General features: G+C 36.9%; 16 protein-coding genes and 1 pseudogene. 11 read left to right on the plus strand and 6 right to left on the minus strand.

What is annotated here, in order from left to right:
- The first annotated feature begins 30 nt into the window (after window positions 1–30).
- The 5 genes and pseudogenes from NQ185_RS12040 to NQ185_RS12060 all read left to right on the plus strand — a co-directional run.
- Entirely contained in the window at window positions 31–585 is a 555-nt protein-coding gene (locus NQ185_RS12040) for a DUF6470 family protein (RefSeq protein ID WP_257582081.1), read from the plus strand.
- A gap of 15 nt (window positions 586–600) precedes the next feature.
- A complete protein-coding gene (gene fliW / locus NQ185_RS12045; RefSeq protein WP_257582082.1) occupies window positions 601–1,038 on the plus strand; it encodes a flagellar assembly protein FliW in 438 nt (145 codons plus the stop codon).
- Between the two features lie 4 nt (window positions 1,039–1,042).
- Window positions 1,043–1,267 carry a carbon storage regulator CsrA gene (gene csrA, locus NQ185_RS12050; RefSeq protein ID WP_257582083.1) on the plus strand — a complete coding sequence of 75 codons (225 nt, stop codon included), beginning with the start codon at window positions 1,043–1,045 and terminating at the stop codon, window positions 1,265–1,267.
- A gap of 204 nt (window positions 1,268–1,471) precedes the next feature.
- Window positions 1,472–2,608 (plus strand): flagellin N-terminal helical domain-containing protein, encoded by a 1,137-nt coding sequence (locus tag NQ185_RS12055; protein WP_257582084.1) that lies wholly within the window; start codon window positions 1,472–1,474, stop codon window positions 2,606–2,608.
- A gap of 346 nt (window positions 2,609–2,954) precedes the next feature.
- Window positions 2,955–3,068 (plus strand): annotated as a pseudogene (locus NQ185_RS12060) (flagellin); the annotation flags it as partial.
- A 355-nt stretch (window positions 3,069–3,423) separates the two neighbouring features.
- On the opposite strand, the gene NQ185_RS12065 reads toward NQ185_RS12060, so the two are convergent.
- Entirely contained in the window at window positions 3,424–4,329 is a 906-nt protein-coding gene (locus NQ185_RS12065; RefSeq protein WP_257582085.1) for an endonuclease, read from the minus strand.
- A 438-nt stretch (window positions 4,330–4,767) separates the two neighbouring features.
- On the opposite strand from NQ185_RS12065, the gene NQ185_RS12070 reads away from it, so the two are divergent.
- The gene (locus tag NQ185_RS12070; RefSeq protein ID WP_257582086.1) at window positions 4,768–8,433 is read left to right on the plus strand and encodes a flagellin N-terminal helical domain-containing protein; all 3,666 of its coding nucleotides are present in this window, start codon (window positions 4,768–4,770) and stop codon (window positions 8,431–8,433) included.
- A 492-nt stretch (window positions 8,434–8,925) separates the two neighbouring features.
- A complete protein-coding gene (locus tag NQ185_RS12075; protein WP_257582088.1) occupies window positions 8,926–9,465 on the plus strand; it encodes a D-lyxose/D-mannose family sugar isomerase in 540 nt (179 codons plus the stop codon).
- A gap of 97 nt (window positions 9,466–9,562) precedes the next feature.
- Here NQ185_RS12075 and NQ185_RS12080 read toward each other — a convergent pair whose 3' ends face one another.
- The 3 genes from NQ185_RS12080 to NQ185_RS12090 all read right to left on the minus strand — a co-directional run bounded on the left by NQ185_RS12080 (window position 9,563) and on the right by NQ185_RS12090 (window position 12,585).
- Window positions 9,563–10,159, minus strand: coding sequence for a PIN domain-containing protein (locus NQ185_RS12080; protein WP_257582089.1), 597 nt, complete (start codon window positions 10,157–10,159; stop codon window positions 9,563–9,565).
- A 4-nt stretch (window positions 10,160–10,163) separates the two neighbouring features.
- Entirely contained in the window at window positions 10,164–10,649 is a 486-nt protein-coding gene (locus tag NQ185_RS12085; protein WP_257582091.1) for a helix-turn-helix domain-containing protein, read from the minus strand.
- 181 nt (window positions 10,650–10,830) lie between these two features.
- Window positions 10,831–12,585 carry a GH39 family glycosyl hydrolase gene (locus NQ185_RS12090; RefSeq protein WP_257582092.1) on the minus strand — a complete coding sequence of 585 codons (1,755 nt, stop codon included), beginning with the start codon at window positions 12,583–12,585 and terminating at the stop codon, window positions 10,831–10,833.
- Between the two features lie 255 nt (window positions 12,586–12,840).
- On the opposite strand from NQ185_RS12090, the gene NQ185_RS12095 reads away from it, so the two are divergent.
- The 3 genes from NQ185_RS12095 (at window position 12,841) to NQ185_RS12105 (ending at window position 14,004) form a co-directional block, all read left to right on the plus strand.
- Entirely contained in the window at window positions 12,841–13,005 is a 165-nt protein-coding gene (locus NQ185_RS12095; protein WP_257582093.1) for a glycine zipper domain-containing protein, read from the plus strand.
- Window positions 13,006–13,118: 113 nt separating this feature from the next.
- Window positions 13,119–13,511, plus strand: a complete 393-nt coding sequence (locus NQ185_RS12100; protein ID WP_257582095.1) for a globin domain-containing protein — start codon at window positions 13,119–13,121, stop codon at window positions 13,509–13,511.
- A 37-nt stretch (window positions 13,512–13,548) separates the two neighbouring features.
- On the plus strand, window positions 13,549–14,004 hold the full coding sequence (locus NQ185_RS12105) for a DUF2269 family protein (protein ID WP_257582096.1): 456 nt from the start codon (window positions 13,549–13,551) through the stop codon (window positions 14,002–14,004).
- Between the two features lie 658 nt (window positions 14,005–14,662).
- Here NQ185_RS12105 and NQ185_RS12110 read toward each other — a convergent pair.
- Complete coding sequence (locus NQ185_RS12110) at window positions 14,663–15,133, minus strand: NUDIX hydrolase (protein WP_307000875.1); 471 nt, start codon at window positions 15,131–15,133, stop codon at window positions 14,663–14,665.
- 100 nt (window positions 15,134–15,233) lie between these two features.
- Between NQ185_RS12110 and NQ185_RS12115 the strand changes: the two genes are divergently transcribed.
- The gene (locus NQ185_RS12115; RefSeq protein ID WP_257582098.1) at window positions 15,234–16,763 is read left to right on the plus strand and encodes a plasmid pRiA4b ORF-3 family protein; all 1,530 of its coding nucleotides are present in this window, start codon (window positions 15,234–15,236) and stop codon (window positions 16,761–16,763) included.
- Window positions 16,764–16,851: 88 nt separating this feature from the next.
- Here NQ185_RS12115 and NQ185_RS12120 read toward each other — a convergent pair whose 3' ends face one another.
- On the minus strand, window positions 16,852–17,313 hold the full coding sequence (locus NQ185_RS12120; RefSeq protein ID WP_257582099.1) for a chemotaxis protein CheX: 462 nt from the start codon (window positions 17,311–17,313) through the stop codon (window positions 16,852–16,854).
- Between the last annotated feature and the right edge of the window lie 53 nt (window positions 17,314–17,366).

Here is a 17,366-nt window from a genome sequence, read left to right on the forward strand (position 1 = left end):
TGACCCTTTTTTAGGAGGTGGATGGAGTAGATGCAAATTCCTCAAATCCGCATGCAATCACAGTTTGCCAAGATTGCGATTGATACAACACCAGCTAGGCAATCGATTCAACAACCAGAACCAGAGCTAAATATGGAACAGCCGAAAGCTGATCTGAAAATTATACAAAATCCCGGTCGTTTGACGATTGACCAGACACAAGCTTGGGAAGAACTAGGATTAAAGGGGATTAAATCCTTTGCGCGTGAGAATACTCAAAGGGCGTATAAGGAAGCAAGCGAGGCAATCAGCGGAATTGTAACCGAAGGAAATGAGATGCTGAATATCCAAAGTGGGACTAACGCTTACGCAGAACAAGCAAGGCAACGGACTAATCCACCTCCAGCTGACTTCAATATTAAGTGGATTCCATCGCCTTTTTCTGTAAAAGTACATTATCAACGTGGTAAAGTAGACGTGGATGTACAACCGAGAAACGTAGTTATTAACGCACAAACAAAGAAACCAATTATTTCTTATCAACCAGGAGATGTTCGCGTCTCCTTACAACAGAAAAATAGCTTACATATTGATTTTGTAAAATAAGATGGAGTGTGACAAATGAAAATTCAAACGAAATACCATGGCGAGGTTGAAATAGCGGAAGACACAATATTGCACTTCGCAAAAGGAATCCCAGGTTTCCCAGATGAAACGAAGTTCACCTTACTGCCATTACCAGATTTAACAAATATGTCCGTCATGCAATCAGTGACAACACCAGCACTCGCATTTGTCGTCGCAGATCCATACAGTCTCTTTTCTCCATACGAGTTTGCCTTAGATGACAATACTATTGAGGAGCTAGATATTTCAAGCCCAGATGATGTCAGTGCGCTCGTAATCTTGACTGTGCAAGATCCATTTGAAAAAAGTACAGCCAACTTACAAGCACCAATTATTATGAATATTAAAAAGAACAAAGCAAAACAAGTCATCTTAAATAATGAAAACTTTAAAACAAAACAGCCACTATTTGGCCAACTTGTAAAGGGGTGACGGCATGCTCGTACTGACAAGGAAAAAAGGCGAATCCATCCAGATTGGTAACGACATAGAAATCACCATTGCTGCTATCAAGGGCGATCAAGTTAAAATTGGTATTAATGCACCGAAGAATGTGGAGATTCATCGGAAAGAAGTTTGGGTGGAGATTCAGAGTGAGAATACGGCTGCTTCTGAAGAAGTCAGTGATTTGTTTGGGATATTGGCGAAGGTGAAAAAATAAACAGGTATCAAACTGTCAATAGTACGCTGAATTGACAGTTTTTTATTTATTTCTAAAAAAATAATCAAAATCTATTAAACTTTCCCGAACCATGACGATATTACTAGTGAAGCGAATCACAGGGGGCGGCCGACCCTCACCATTCGCGAAAATAAACACACGATTCACAAGGACGTGAATCGCACATTCAAGGAGGAAAAGAATATGATTATCAATCATAATATTGCGGCGTTGAATACTCATCGTCAATTGGGTGCTGCTGCAAATGCTCAAGGTAAATCAATGGAGAAGTTAGCTTCCGGGCTTCGTATTAACAAAGCTGGAGATGATGCAGCTGGGCTAGCAATTTCCGAAAAAATGCGCGCACAAGTACGCGGTTTAGATCAAGCTAGCCGTAATGCTCAAGATGGTATTTCTTTAATTCAAACGGCAGAGGGCGCGTTAAGCGAAACAACTTCAATACTTCAAAGAATGAAGGAACTTGCTACTCAATCAGCCAATGGTACATTAGATGACAATGTTGACAGAAAAGCTATACAAGCAGAAGTAGATAAATTAAATGAAGAAATGGATAGAATAGCTTCTACTACTAATTTTAATGGTAAAAAGCTTTTAGATGGTTCTATTGGAGCGGGCAGCACAAAAGTTTCTGGATATAATGATACAACATTAGTTAACTTGTCCACCTCCGCTACAGCGGCAACAACCTCTGTAACAGGCGTGGAAGTTGCAGATGGAAGTAAAGTTACTTCAGCAGTAAGTGGTACAAAAGTAACTTTTACAACAACAGATGCAGATGGAAATGCTACAAGTAAAGTTGTAGATATTTCAGAGGTTTTAACTGATAAAGCAACCGGAGGAACATTTACATCTGGGGCTGGTAAGCAAGGAGTTATTGACCTTACATCAGTTGGATTAGGTAGAATTGAATTCACAGCCACAGATGGCACTGCAACTGCAGCTAATTTAGCTATTGATCTTAATACGGCATTTGATACTACTGGAAAAACATTTGCAGCCGGAGCAGGTTCAGGCGGTGGCTCATTACAACTGCAAGTTGGTGACTCAACTGAAGCAAAACAAAAGGTTTCTGTTGATATATCTAGCATGAGTTCCTCATCTTTAGGAGTTGGCGGTCTTGATGTTTCAGGCCAAAGTGCAGCTACTGCTGCAATAGACAAGATTAGTACGGCTATAAACACTGTTTCTACTCAAAGAGCAAAGCTAGGTGCAACTCAGAATAGATTAGAACATACAATCAATAACTTAGGAACTACAAGTGAAAATTTAACGTCAGCTGAATCTCGTATTCGTGACGTAGATTATGCTTTAGCTGCTTAGGAGCAGTGACAAGCACAGTCGTCCTGGCTGGTAACGGCTAGAGATTATGATCGGGTGAATTGCTGGAAACCCCTTAGAGCTTTTCTTGCCACAACGTAGCTGGAAACAACAGGCGTGATGGTTTGAAAAAAGAAAAGATTGGGCAATCAGCAGCCAAGCTCCTGTCTCGAAAGAGTGGAGAAGGTCCAACGACTAGGATAAACCATCTAAGGCGGATGCTATGATGATGAAATCCATAGGTGAAACAATGGTCATCAGCATTGTGAATCCGAAGTGCCCGACCCCTACTAGATTGCTAGAGGGTGAAGATATAGTCTAGTCATTTGTGAAAGCAAATGTTCGCACGATGGCGAAAGAAATGATGGAACAAACTAAAAATTCAATTCTCTCTCAAGCTGCTCAAGCTATGCTTGCACAAGCTAACCAAGCTCCTCAAGGAGTATTACAGTTGTTACGTTAATTTTAATATACGATAGAGGCTCTTGGTTAATTAGAGCCTCTTTTGTTTTTTGAAGGTGATGTTATGGCTAAGTTTTCAATGCCTAAAATTTTCACTGATGATGAAGTTGAGAGATTAAAGTGATTAAAGAGATATATTTCTTCTAATTATGATGTAACTAATGTTACAAATATTGAACTTATGAATTTTACCCTGAAATTTCAGAGGATAAGGGACTCAAAAATAGTTATACTTTGTTAGTGGTACTCATCCAATCACTGGATTAAAAACGACTATGCTGGTAGAAGTATAAATAGAAATTAAGGCAAATATTTATCACTTTTACATGAAAAACGGTCATTTAGACAGTGTTTTTCTACGAACGAAAGCACCATTCTATAATTTTGCTATTCGTTAATCCAAGTATGGATCTAATCTTAAGAAGATTTTCTCTATGGTTGTTTGCAATGCGTATTCTATAAGGATTTGTTAGAATTTTCTTTTGAATCCAAAGATTTTCGTAATAAAAAGATATATGTCCCTTTCTTGTCTTTATTAGTTCCATCAGTATGTTTAGCTTATTTAATTTATTATTAATCTCGGATGTAGGTTTATTCAATTGAAACGTAGTAGGTAAATAAATCGTTGTTGTAGAAGCAAGTGTTTTTTGGAGGCCTTGATCTAATTGTTTTCTATTCATTGAGGTATGTATATATGGTTCTAACAATCTTAAAAAATATAAAATCTGATATTGATCGTATAGAATTAAACGATTTTGTCCATCTATTGAAAATGTTAGATGGAATTTTTTATTTAGGATTTCTATTAGTTTAAGATTCTCATCTGTAGCAAAATTGTCAGTCGATAAAATGATTTTCCTTGCTATACCTTTTTCCTGTTTCAAATGTCCATCATCTTGATACCACCAAGCAAGTGATTCTTCATTCAAATACTCATTAATAAAACTAATAGGTAATTGTTTTTTTCTATTGATGTACCACATTTCCTCGAGCAGCGTAATAAATTCGTGAATACGTGATTGAACAAAATAACTCTCTGAAAAACCTGATTTTATCCTTTTATCTACTATTTTTTTATACATTGGAGGGTTAAGAGGTAGAAAATCCTTCAACTGTTCGTAACAATACTTCGTCCAGTCAAAATCCGCAACACTATGCATAAATTGAAATCTTGGCTTCCTCCCAACCTGTTTTGTAATAGAACCATCTCCTAGAAGTTTTCCAACAATTCTAGATATATACTGATCAGTGTGATAAGACATGCCCGACCACCTTTTTTAGGAATGTATGTTCTGTACCTATTGTATCATTTTTTCTTTCTTTTAGGTGGGATAAATACAGTATTAATCAGTAATACCCTTCACTGGTTTAAGGCAGGAAATGAAGGAGCAGCAGTAACCGAGTGCTTCCACTAGAATCACTGATGAAGATGATATTTTTACAGACCCATAGATCAATAGAATACCGGAAATATTGAAGAAAGATTATTGATAGAATAAACAGCTATGGATAAAGGTGCTTTAGTTTTTTGAGGACGGTTTTATTGATAGAAGGGGGAGTTAAAAATTTTAGGAGTGCCAAGAATTAATGTGTTTCCCAGGTCTAAAGTATTGAAGCACTTAGCCGATATTATATAGAGAGATTATACATTAACACCATAACTAATTAGATTTTTACCACTATCACGAGGTGCAGCTAATTTGATCATTAGACACAATATACACGCCCTTAAAACTCTTAATAATATCAATAAGGCATCAAAAAAGGGTTGGGATGCAACTGCGAAATTAAGCTCCGGACTTTCGATCAATAAAGCTGCTGATGATGCGGCAGGTTTATCCATTAGTGAAAAGATGCGTGCGCAAATTCGGGGATTGGTTCAGGCTGAGCGAAACGGTAGGGATGCACAGTCTATGTTGGACACGGTTGATGGTGTATTGCAGGAAGAGACGAATTTGCTGCAACGTATGAGAGAACTGACGATTCAATCTCTTAATGATACGTTATCTGAGAGTGATCATTTGGCATTACAAGAAGAGTTCCGTCAATTGCAAATGTCTTTGGACCGTTTCTCGCAATCTACTGAGTGGAGTGGCATGCCTATTATTGAATCGCATCAGTCATCCTTTGCCCAATTAGAAGGCAATCATTATTTTAATCAAATAATCAAAATAGTGGATGGCTATAATAATGACTTAACTTTTATGATTGATGGGGTCGAAAAAAGTGTAAAGATTGATGAGGGATTGTATACTATTGGTGAAATTGCGGATCAGTTGGATACTAAATTGTTGCAAATTGATCCTAATATCATTGTAAATGTAACTGAAGAAAATACTGTTAGCATTCAGGCCGAGAACAATAAATCCATTGACTCCATTAAAGGAGGGGCCTCTTTTCTGTTCTATGAATATTCTCTAGGAAATCCTCCGGGAATGGTTATTGGAGTGACGAAATTTCAGGATGGTGGAAAGGTTCAAATAATTAGTGGTAAAAGTGATACATTAACATTTTATGCGGGAAGCGATAAAGTATATAATTTACGTTTTTCTGCTGGACAATATAGTTTAGAAGAAGTGATTAACGGGATTAATCGTCAACTAGAAAGTAAAGGGGAAAATTCCGTTAAAGCCATTAAATACGGTGAGGATCGGATTGCATTAACTTCTAATAAGTATGTAATCACCGGTTTAAGTGGAAATATGATTGAAATTGATGGTATTACATCGATATTATACGATAACACCAAAAGTGGGACTATCTCCAAAAGTCAGGCGTACATAACAGGTTATGCAGATTTATCGCAGCCTATCGAATTCATAAAAGGAGTAAATGATCAATTAAAAGTATATATCGATAATCATCCGCCTGTTACAATTCAGTTTTTGGCAGGGGATGAAAATAGTAAGGTATTAAACAAGCAGGATATTATCAATAAAATAAACGATGAATTTATGAAGCATGGGATTGATGCAACGGCAAATGGAGATTTTATGAATCGACTGCAAATTAAAAGTAATTATTTTGGCGCAAATAGCCATGTTGTAATCGATAAACAATCCTCCGCTTTTCAAAATCTTTTTGTTAAGGAAAATGTTACTTACACTAATATTTTACCGAATAATGGTGCGGATATAGCTGCAAAAATTCAAGGCCAGTATGGCATCAAGAATACTACCACTATTAAAACAGGGGTAAACGATACTCTAAAATTTCAAGTAGATAGTCGTGATTTTACAATTATTTTAGATGAAGAAGACTATTCGAAGACCGAATTAGTTGACGAATTGAATCTAAAGCTTTCCGAACAAAACATCCCTATAAATGTAAAACTATCTGATTTTACGTCGAACTTTCAATCAGCACTTATTTTTGAACATAAAAGTATAGGAACTGGTTCGATTAACATTAACCCATCTTCTAATGCAGTTAAAACACTCTTACATGGTAGAACCATTATTGACCCTTTCATTGCCCAAGGTACAACATCGGCTATCTATCCACCAGAGGGAATTGCAAGCCCCCCTGAATACACATATACTGCAGCAAGGGCTGAAGGAAGGACATCTTTAGGATCCGGCATTACAATAGATGAAAATAATAATAAGATGAATTTCACTTTAAATGGCGAAATTATTGAGATTACTTTGAAATCAGGGGTTTATAATCGGGCTGAAGACTTTCTGACTGCAAATAATCGGCTGTTTGAAGATATTGGCTTGAATGCAAGCTTGTTTACTAGTAAAACTTTAATATTTGAAACAAAGGAAAAGGGAGAGAATCAAACATTTTCGAATTTTGGTGGTTCCTCACATGAATTTATTATGGGACTTGTTCAAGATTCTCCACCTAATTATTACTCCAGTTCTGGAATGGGAATACCTTCATTATTAAATGGGGTTTCTACTATTAATGGAGGGATCATAATCAACGACTCCAATAATAAGATGAGTTTTACGTATGAACGTGATGGAAATTCTCACGAAATTAATTTTTCCATTGACCCCGCATATTATAGTTCACTTGACAGTTTATTGCTTGAATTAAACGAAAAGATAAAACAAACATTAAAAAGTGAGGGAATGTCTGGAAATGAATTGAGATTTGAAAAGCTTAATGACAATCGTATTCAATTGCGTACAGCAGAGTCCGGAGAGAATAACAAGTTCAATCAATTTTCAGGCGGAATGTATGATGAAATTTTCCGCAAGCGTGTCACAGTACAAGAACCTTATGCTTCAGATAGCGGGTACACGTATGTTCAAGATACATATATCGTAGGACGTGAGTCGTTAATTAGTAAAAATATCGTCATTCACCCAAACATAAATGATCGCCTTTTATTTGACCTGCATATTAATAATCAAAAACATATGATTGATATCACTTTAAATGCGGGACATTACAATGCTTCTTCGCTCATTCAGGAAATTAATCAATCTTTAAGTGCAAAATTAACAAGTCTTGGAATGTTTCCGGATTTAGTCCAAGCCCAAATTGGTGGAATCACAAGTGGCACAGCTGAAAATGATACTGATAAGCTTGTTTTTAAAGTCAACATGCAAGAAAATGGGCGAAATGATACAGGTTCGTACCGAATTGATGGTGTTCGAGGAAGTGCTGCTTATACTTTTTTTTATAGGGCAGAGGGAGAGCCAACGCCAACTTATACAATCGGTATTATGGATTTAACTGGAACTACTAAAATCGAAGAAGGGGTTAATGATACATTTATCTTAGAGGTTGATGGTGCCGAAAAGAAAATAGCTTTAAACGCAGGTACATATGATTCCGATAGTCTTTTAAATGAAATAAATACTCAGTTAAATGCAGTGAATGCGAATATCATCGCATCTTATTATGATGGGCGATTAAAATTGAGCAGCAATGAGGTTGGGCAAATTTCCATTGATGGGATAAGAGGAAATGCCCGGGGTACTTTATTTTATAAAACAAATGACCGGGAAAAAGATGAACCGATGAAGTTCCAGATTGGCGCAAATGCGAACCAACAGATTACATTTGAAAGAATTAGAGTCACTAGTGAGTTATTAAGAGTTAATACTGTTATGATTCATGATCGAAACCATTCCGAAAAAGCATTAACAAGAATTGATGAGGCAATGAACGCTCTAAATAAACAGCGTTCCTATGTGGGAGCAGTTTCGAACCGCCTGGAACACGCAATAAATAATGCAAGGAACTATGCCGAAAACATTATTGCAAGTGAATCACGTATCAGAGATGCAGATTTGGCTAAAGAAATGATGGAAAAAATTAAAAGTGATATTTTAACCCAAACTTCACAGGCAATCCTTTCGCAAGCAAATAAAGAGCCTATGTCATTATTGGAGTTACTTAAATAATTTGTAGATTAATCAATGCAGCAGGTTTAGAAATTTCTGAGAAAATGCGTGCTAAATACGGTGATTAACACAGGCATCAAAAAATATTTAAGATTCTATTTCTTTGATCCAAACAGGAGAAGGTGGACTCCAAGAAACCCATTTTCTTTTACATAGTGGACATGAGTTGATGGATCAGACTGCAAATGAAACGAATGCTGAGGGAGTCCCAACTATCCTTCTACTCATACAACTGCTTAATACATTATATCAATTACCTAAGAGTAAGATGGACGCTTGCTCTTAGGTTTTTTTTGCCCTATCATTAGGTCATTTCATCCCCATCAAAATCGATGCTATTGGACAGTTAGCCTTATTAGGAAAATTATATTATCAAATAGCTGTTTTAAAACAGGTAATAAAAAATGTTTGTGCGATAAAGAGTAAAAACAAGGGTAATTAGATTGACTGTAGAATTATACTATTAATCAATCTAATAGGAGGGAAGGGAAAATGAATCGCAAAGAATATGAAGAAATACAAAGCAAGGCACTTGAATTATTTGAAAAGGCCAACATTGTCTTAACCGACAAGGAGAAAGAAAACATAGAAGTTGCTGATTTTGGCTTAGGTAAAATTGAAAACACAGGACTGCAACTAGTTACATATGTCAATACAGATCTAGTTTGTGCAAAAGAACTCGCATTATTGCCGAATCAAACTTGCCCTGAGCACAAACACCCAAAAAGAGATTTTGATGATGGGAAAGAAGAAACGTTCAGATGTAGATATGGCACAGTCTATCTATATGTAGAAGGGGATGAAGTCGAACATCTCTCCACTCAACTTCCTGAAGGTGATGAAAAATATTATACTGTATTTCACGAAATCATTCTTAACCCTGGGGAGCAATATACAATACCTCCAAATACCCTCCATTGGTTTAAAGCGGGTAGCGAAGGAACTGTCGTATCCGAATTTTCTACGAGAAGCACTGATGAAGATGATATTTTTACAGATTCAAGGATTAAGAGAATACCAGAAATCAGTTAAACAAGATAAATCGTGGAAAATATATAATGATTATATTTATATCTAAAAAGCCGTCCTAGCGTGGGCGGCTTTTGTGGTGAAATTTACATTATTAATATTATATAAAAACACTAACTAATTCATCTTTCAAAGTCCTAAACTCTTCATCATTAGTAATAATTTCATGAGAGATATGATCAATAAATACAAAATCTTCAGTAATTAAATCATATAATTTCTGATTTTCAAATTCGAATAGTAAAGGAAATAACATATAATCTTTTATATTGCTAGTTACCAAAGTACAATCATTTTGCCATGCATTTATTAATATTCGTGCATCGGAAATGGAAGGGTATTCGACACCACGGTTAAGTAAATTTACGTTTTGTTTATAATTTTTACGGATATAAGCGGATAGCTTTCTTATTAAGTGTTCCGCAAAAACATTCTCAGATTCAGGTAAAATAACTAGGCAATCCATTAGTTGATCCAATCGATCCTTTTCATTCTTGTTCATAAAATATGCTTGAATCTCTAGTTCTCGTATTACTTCAAGAGGAACAAAGATCTCGGCTTCTCCATTTTCAAGTTCTGATAATATCTTTCTCCATAAACGTTTGGCTTTCGTTCTGTGATTGGAATGAGAATCAACTTTATACCTAAACACATTTGTATCCAACATATACCTTTGATCAGAAATTAGTTTACTCAATTATTTATTCCTCTTCGTCTTCATCGATCATTTGCAACATAATTTCTGCTGCTTTAATTGACTTTTTTCTATTTATTTCTTTTTGATAAAGATATTTTGTAAACTCAGGTTTAGATACAAACTGTTCTGTTGGTATAAGCCATTGACCGGTTTCACCGAGTCGTTGTTTTGCTTTTATTTTACCTTCCGCACAATACCTTCTTACCATTTGGGGAGATACTCCAAGGATTTGAGAAACCTCCGTTACAGGTAGGTAAACGGGTAGACTGGATTCAAAGGTATGTTTAAGGAGCTGCTGCACTTCGATTTTTTCATTTTCCCTAAGTTCCAAATAAGCCATTTCTTTCAGTTTTTCTACCTCCATTGATTGGAAAAGAAGATTCACGTAATGTCTAGCACTATCACTTATTTTGTCTTCATTGGCCAGGTTTTTAACTCGCTCATTTGACAAATATCTTGATACCATCTCTGTTCCCATATTCTCGTCCACTCCTTTCACCTCCTTTTCCCTTCGAAATTAAAGAAAATAACGAAACAAATGAAACCTTATTTGCATTATTATATACCCTTACTCTAAAAAAGATACTCTGGTAATAATTATTTCTTCTGCGTTATGATATATGAAGAAATGAAAGGGATGCCCGGTCTTATCGGACATCCCTTTCATTATATTATTCTATTTCCACCAAAACCGCAGCTAACGGACTTTCTTTAGGATTAACAGCGATCCACAGTTGTGGTGATTCCTTCGATTCTATCCTCTCTACCATCCAAGATAATTCAATTTCCTCACCCGGCTTTATTTTTTCAATTACCTGAATGTGGTCGCCCTCTACTTCTAATCCTTCATTCACGAAAATTTCACTTATAATAGCCACTGCCACTTCGTCCCCAATATTGGTTGCCATTGCCGTTACCGTGTAGATGCCACCCGATTCCTTTATCACTTGTGGATTGGAAATGGTGACGCGTGCTGGAGCATTTTTCGCTTTAATCAATTCAATGGTATTCGTATATTCCGGTTTCAGTTCTAGCGATAAGGTAGTAGAATCCTCATTTGCATCGAATTCAAAAGGTGTTTTTTCACCAGTGACTGAATAGCGGATTGCCTTGCTAAAATTTCCGGGAACTGTCACTTCGATTGTTTCATCTTCCGTCCCGCGGTTCCATGCCATAAGAATCACATCGCCATTTTCTCTTTTAAAGGCATGAACATAAGGCTTAACAGCATCCTTTTGGTCGATCACTAACTCATCATCAATCGTAATAAAAGGATTAGAAAATAATTGTTTTGTCGCGGCAATAGAAAACCAGAGATGTTTTGGAAAATAGTTATGGTCAAGCGCTCCGAGAAAATAGTTGTTTACATCTCCAATGGCTTCACTATTGAGTCGCAAGTTTTTGATTTCATACCACAAAATAGTTGAAACGTCTTCTGTCGCGGCAATGAGACTATAAGCACGCATGAACGTGACCGCCTGGAATTCTTTTGTTTTTTCATACGGTGCTTTCTTTCTCACCCAATCAGACACTTTTATGCCATCTTCCTGAACATAATCACTATAGCCAATTTCTGCTATCCAAAGTTCTTGTTTGCCACCATTTTCGCGAATGACATCTGCAACTATTTTGATATCATCATAAATTCTTTCGGTGGCGTTAGGATTCCATGTTTCGTTATAAAAGTGAATATTTATGACATCGATATTATCGGCTGCCCCATCTTTAAAAATGGAACGAACGTGATTTTTCTTTAGATCTGTGAGGCCACCAAAAACTGTTCTAGCATTGGGATTCGCATCTTTCACGGCTTGTGCTCCAACTTTCACTAACTCTATTTGCTCGCCCCAACTGCCAGTCCAAAAATCATAATTATCGCCTTCATTCCAAAGTTCCCACTGGTTAATCTTGCCTTTATAGCGATCAACGAGTGTATAAACAAAATCATACCAATCTTGATAATCTTTTGGTGGAGCTTTCCAGTCGGATCCTGTTGCCCATGGCGGCGAATAGCAAATATACGGATACAATTCTATTCCGTATTGTTCCGCTAACTCCACATATTTATCGAGTAATCCCCAATCGAATATGTGCTTATTGCGCTCATAATCACCCCATGCGACACTCACTCTTATATCACTAACGCCATATTGATTCATTAATGAAAAATCCTTTTCAATGGAATCGAGCAATGTTCCCCGAGGATAGTCTTCAGCTAATCCTAGGATTGGTGAGTAATATTCCGTTTGTTGCAGTTTGTTCAACGGTAAAGTTGCAGGAATAGGTTTTTCGGATTCTGGAGTAGAGATGTTTACATTTTTATCAACGGAAACTTTTTCATTTTCATGTTGACTGTTTTCTTTTTCTGATTGATTACTTCCGGTTTCACTGCTTTTTGGTGTTGAGCTACATGCAACAAGTAGCAATAATAGAACGGCAATTATGGTAATAAGTTTGATAAATCCTTTAGTGTAAATGTCATCCTCTCCCTTTGCGGTTCTTTCTTTATAAAAGTGTGTTGTTTATGAAAACCCTTTCAATAATTTGATAATCTTATAATACACTGGAACAGTCAATAGCAAATTCATTATCGGGTGGAAAAGTGTGTTGATCATGTCACTACTTGAAACATTTCGCATCTTCAATCGTAAATAAACTATTCTGATTCGGAGCGTGGTAATATGGCTAATAATAAAAAAAACAGAAACAATTTTTCCACCGGCATTGCTATCGGTATTTCAATAGGAGTAGCATTGGGAATAGCTTTTGACAATTTAGCACTCGGTATTGCAATTGGAGTTGCGATAGGCGCAGGCATAGGAAGTGCGAATAGTAAAAAGAAATAATTTGAAAAAATGCTAATAACCTCCTTCATATCTTTAAGTGTGATGTTTATCACATCATGATTTTTGATTTATACTATATAATGTAAAGAAAAACATTTTCGGGAGGTATGAATGTGAAGGAACCTCGATTACAAACGCTCTATGATGAAATCGGTGGAGATAAAATAGAGGAGTTAGTGAATGCATTTTACCCTCGGGTATATGCCGATCCAAATATTAGCCCGCTTTTTGAAGGGGATATGCATATCATTATGGAAAAACAAAGGAAGTTTTTAACTCAGTTTCTTGGCGGTCCAGCACTTTACAGTATGGAATACGGACCACCTGCGATGAGGCATCGGCATCTTCCTTTTGAAATAACACCGAGCCGTGCGAACAGCTGGCTTCGTTGTATGAAAGAAGCCTTTGACGAGGTGGGGCTAAGTGACCATCCAGCAGGTGAAATGTTTTTTGGCAGGCTTACACAAGTTGCCGGAATCATGGTAAATTCCGAAGAGGATGATTAAAAAGTCATCCTCTTCATAATGAAGTGAGGGAACATCAGTGGCAATATTTTATAAAATTTTAGTTTTTATACATATATTTTCCGCAATCCTTGGAATGGGTCCGGGATTTGTATTAAGTTTAATAGGAAAATCAGCAAAAACGATCACGGAATTAAGACATGCGTATAAAGTTAAAAATCGAGTCCATATTTTTGTTATGATTGGCGGAACGTTATTACTTGTTTCAGGCTTGTTAATGGGTGCTATTAACACAAGCTTATTTCGCATGGGTTGGTATAATGTAAGTCTTTTTCTCTTTTTACTGGCACTTGCGATAGGACCAATCGTTTTATCACCGATATCCAAACCTCTTAAAGCAAAAATTGAAGCTCACGAAGGTGACGAGATTCCAGAAGAATATATTCGCGAAGGAAAGAGATTGGTTTTCTATGAGAATATAGAGAGCTTCATTTTTTTAGTTATTATTGCATTAATGATTTTAAAGCCGTTCTAGTGATGGATTCTATTATTGATGCGAAATGTGAAATGTCGTAAGGTCGCACGATAACCTTAAAATAACTGGAACGGCTAATAGGATGGCTGCGACGGCTAATAGGATACACCTAACATCCTAAAAAATCACGAAACGTCTAATAGGATACATCAATCGTCTAATAGAACCACGAAACGTCTAATAGGCCGCGTCAAATGTCTAATAGAATCGCGAAACGTCTAATAGGCCGCGTCAAACGTCTAATAGAATCACGAAACGTCTAATAGGCCGCGTCAAACGTCTAATAGAACCACGAAACGTCTAATAGGTCGCGTCAATCGTCTAATAGAACCACGAAATGTCTAATAGGATGCGTCAATCGTCTAATAGAATCACGAAACGTCTAATAGGATGCGTCAAACGTCTAATAGAATCACGAAACGTCTAATAGGATGCGTCAAACGTCTAATAGAACCACGAAACGTCTAATAGGCCACGTCAAACGTTTAATAGAACCACGAAACGTCTAATAGGCTGCGTCAATCGTCTAATAGAATCATGAAATGTCTGATAAACTCCGCCAAACGTCTAATAAGATCTCTAGATAATACTAAAACACCTAAAGAAACGTGCTTTGATTACTATTAATTCATAATTACATAAAAATATTAGGGATTTTTTACGTTATTTTCTCCAAGTAATCATCAATCGCTCTTCGATGGCTTTTAACCATGTTTTCCGGGAGCTGGCTCATATCGAAAAACTCAAGGTTCAAAGATTCATTGCCGTCTAATGTTAGACATCCTCCCAAAATCGCCTTCGTCACATACACAATCGTGACGACGTAAAATTCATCTCCATTTTCGGCTTTTACAAAATTTTGTGGGCCGGAGGAAACGGATACTAATTGCAACTCCCCGATGGTCAAGCCCGTTTCTTCTAAAACCTCTCTTCTCGCACAGTCTTCGGTTGATTCGGTCAATTCCATTAGTCCGCCGGGCAACCCCCACACTCCATAAGGGTAGCTGCGTTGTTGCAATAACACTTCATTGTCTTCATTTAAAACAATAACTACCGAACCAACTAATATAACAGGTCTTTTCCCAACTATTTTACGGAGTTCTTTCACATATCCGATAATAATCACCATCCTCATTCTCTTATATCTATTATGCCTTTCGGGAGATGCTTGTCGCAATTATTCGGGAATTGTTTTACACTAAAAATATTCAAAGCAGAGAGGTGAGCCAATGATTTTTCAATTTAAGGTCCAGATGCTGCAAATGGAGAAACCGATTTGGCGAAGATTGCTTGTTGATCGTGACAGCACGTTCTATCAATTGCATGAAATTCTTCAAGTTGCTTTTGACTGGGGTGGCTATCATCTACATAATTTCATGATCACACGCAAAGATGGTAAGAAAGTAGAAAATGAAATTGGGAATCCTGAAGAGGAATTTGATTTTTCGTGGAGGGTGGTACTTGATGAACATCACGAAAAACTTTCTGATTGGTTTATTATGGAAAAGGATAGGGCGGTCTATACATATGATTTTGGCGATGATTGGAGACATGAAATTGTTCTTGAAAAAATATTGTCTCCTTCAAAGGATGTGACATATCCGTATTGTTTAAAAGCCGTACGTCCCGCGCCTGCAGAAGATAGTAGATCATTGTACATAACAGGTGAGGCGGAAATAGAAGAAGCAGACTCAAAAGTGTTAACCGAAGAAGTAAACTTTATGTTTTGTGAAATTGTAAATTCGAAGCAAGACGAAACCATAAATTGGAACGAATTATTAGAAAAAGCAAAGGAATTCAATAAAGCAAAACCGTGGGAATGGTTTGATGATGATGAGGTCTTTGTCGTCATCGATCCAATGACAGGTGAAAACCTAATCTGCAGCATACTCGGGGCACTAGGTGAGGAGTATGGGATGGCTGTTTACATAGGGAATGAAGGGTTCCAATCTTTGCTCAAAACCACAGAAGGACATTTTAATTATTTCGATATTCTTGTAACTCAGCGAAATTTATTAGTGTCCTTTTCGAATCGGGATGAACTAGAAAGAGAAGATTATCAAATCATTAAGGATGCAGGCCTGACGTTTAGAGGGAAAAAGCAATGGCCTATGTTTCGCAGCTTTATGCCGGGAATGTACCCCTGGTTAATAAACGAAAAGGAAGCACGTTTATTAATGGTGGCGATGGAGCAAGCACTTCTCTTATTAAGGGAAGTAGAGGAGGAGAATCTCTTTATTCCATTTTTTCAGGAAGGAAAACATATCATTGCCAGAATCCCTGAACAATCAGAATGGAAGACGGAGTTGCTCCTTCTTGAGGACCTTGACATTGGGACAGCCCCCGCTGAAGATCTACCACTTTTAGTTTCAGAATTAGATGTATTACGTGTATCTAAGTATAAAAGGTTTAACAATCCGATCGAAATAGATTTTTCTAGGATTGATATGCCGATTCAAGAAGAAAGTGGGGGACGTCCTTATTTCCCAATGATGGCAGTAGCTATTGATCAGCAAAGTGGATTAATCATTTTTCAGGAGCTGGTGCAGGGGAAAAATCCCGAGGCAGACGCTCAATCAATTTTGCTTAAAATGTTCCATCAGATTGAAAAAATTCCGAGAGAGATATGGATGACGAAAGAAACCCGAGTGTTGCTTAATTCTTTATTGATACGCTTGCAAAGTAATGTCATTGAGGTAGAGATATTGCCTCAAATAGAGGAGTTCAAACAATTTATAGGTGAAATGCCGAAATTTTAAAAGCTGTCACTAATTGAACTGCCCCCCCCAATTGTTAGAAGGTGTCTTACAATTTAGGGTGCAGTTCACAATTCGATAGCTTTCTTCTTCAATCCAGCAATAAATATATATCCATTTCCCCGATTTCATCCATGACGATCGTTAACTGAATCGCCTTTTCATAACCGGATAATGTTGTATTCCCTTCCATAATGGTGGGAGAGGTGATATCTGTTTTGATTCCATTTTCAACAATAATGGTTGATAGGCAGCCTGCAATCATATTGCCGAGCTCTCCGCTAAAGGATGCGAGCATATCCCCATCTAACGACATTCCAAACATGACTTCACTAATTGAACTAAATACTTCTGGGTTGGATGATAATATTAACTTTCCTTTTATATCCCCAGTAATCCCAATCAAAACTCCATATTGAAGGTGTAATGATTTTCCAAGAAGTTGTGGTTTCTTAATATCATGCTTTATCGGAACGACATTCTTAAATGATGTGAACGTGCCATTTAACAAGTCCCTTACAGTGCTATTTCTTTGTTCGATGGATATTGACAATTTTCGCACTCTCCTTTTAAAAAAATAAGCTATTCTCAAAAGAATAGCCAAAA

The sequence above is a fragment of the Lederbergia panacisoli genome (assembly GCF_024626525.1).
Lineage (GTDB): Bacteria > Bacillota > Bacilli > Bacillales > Bacillaceae_C > Lederbergia > Lederbergia panacisoli.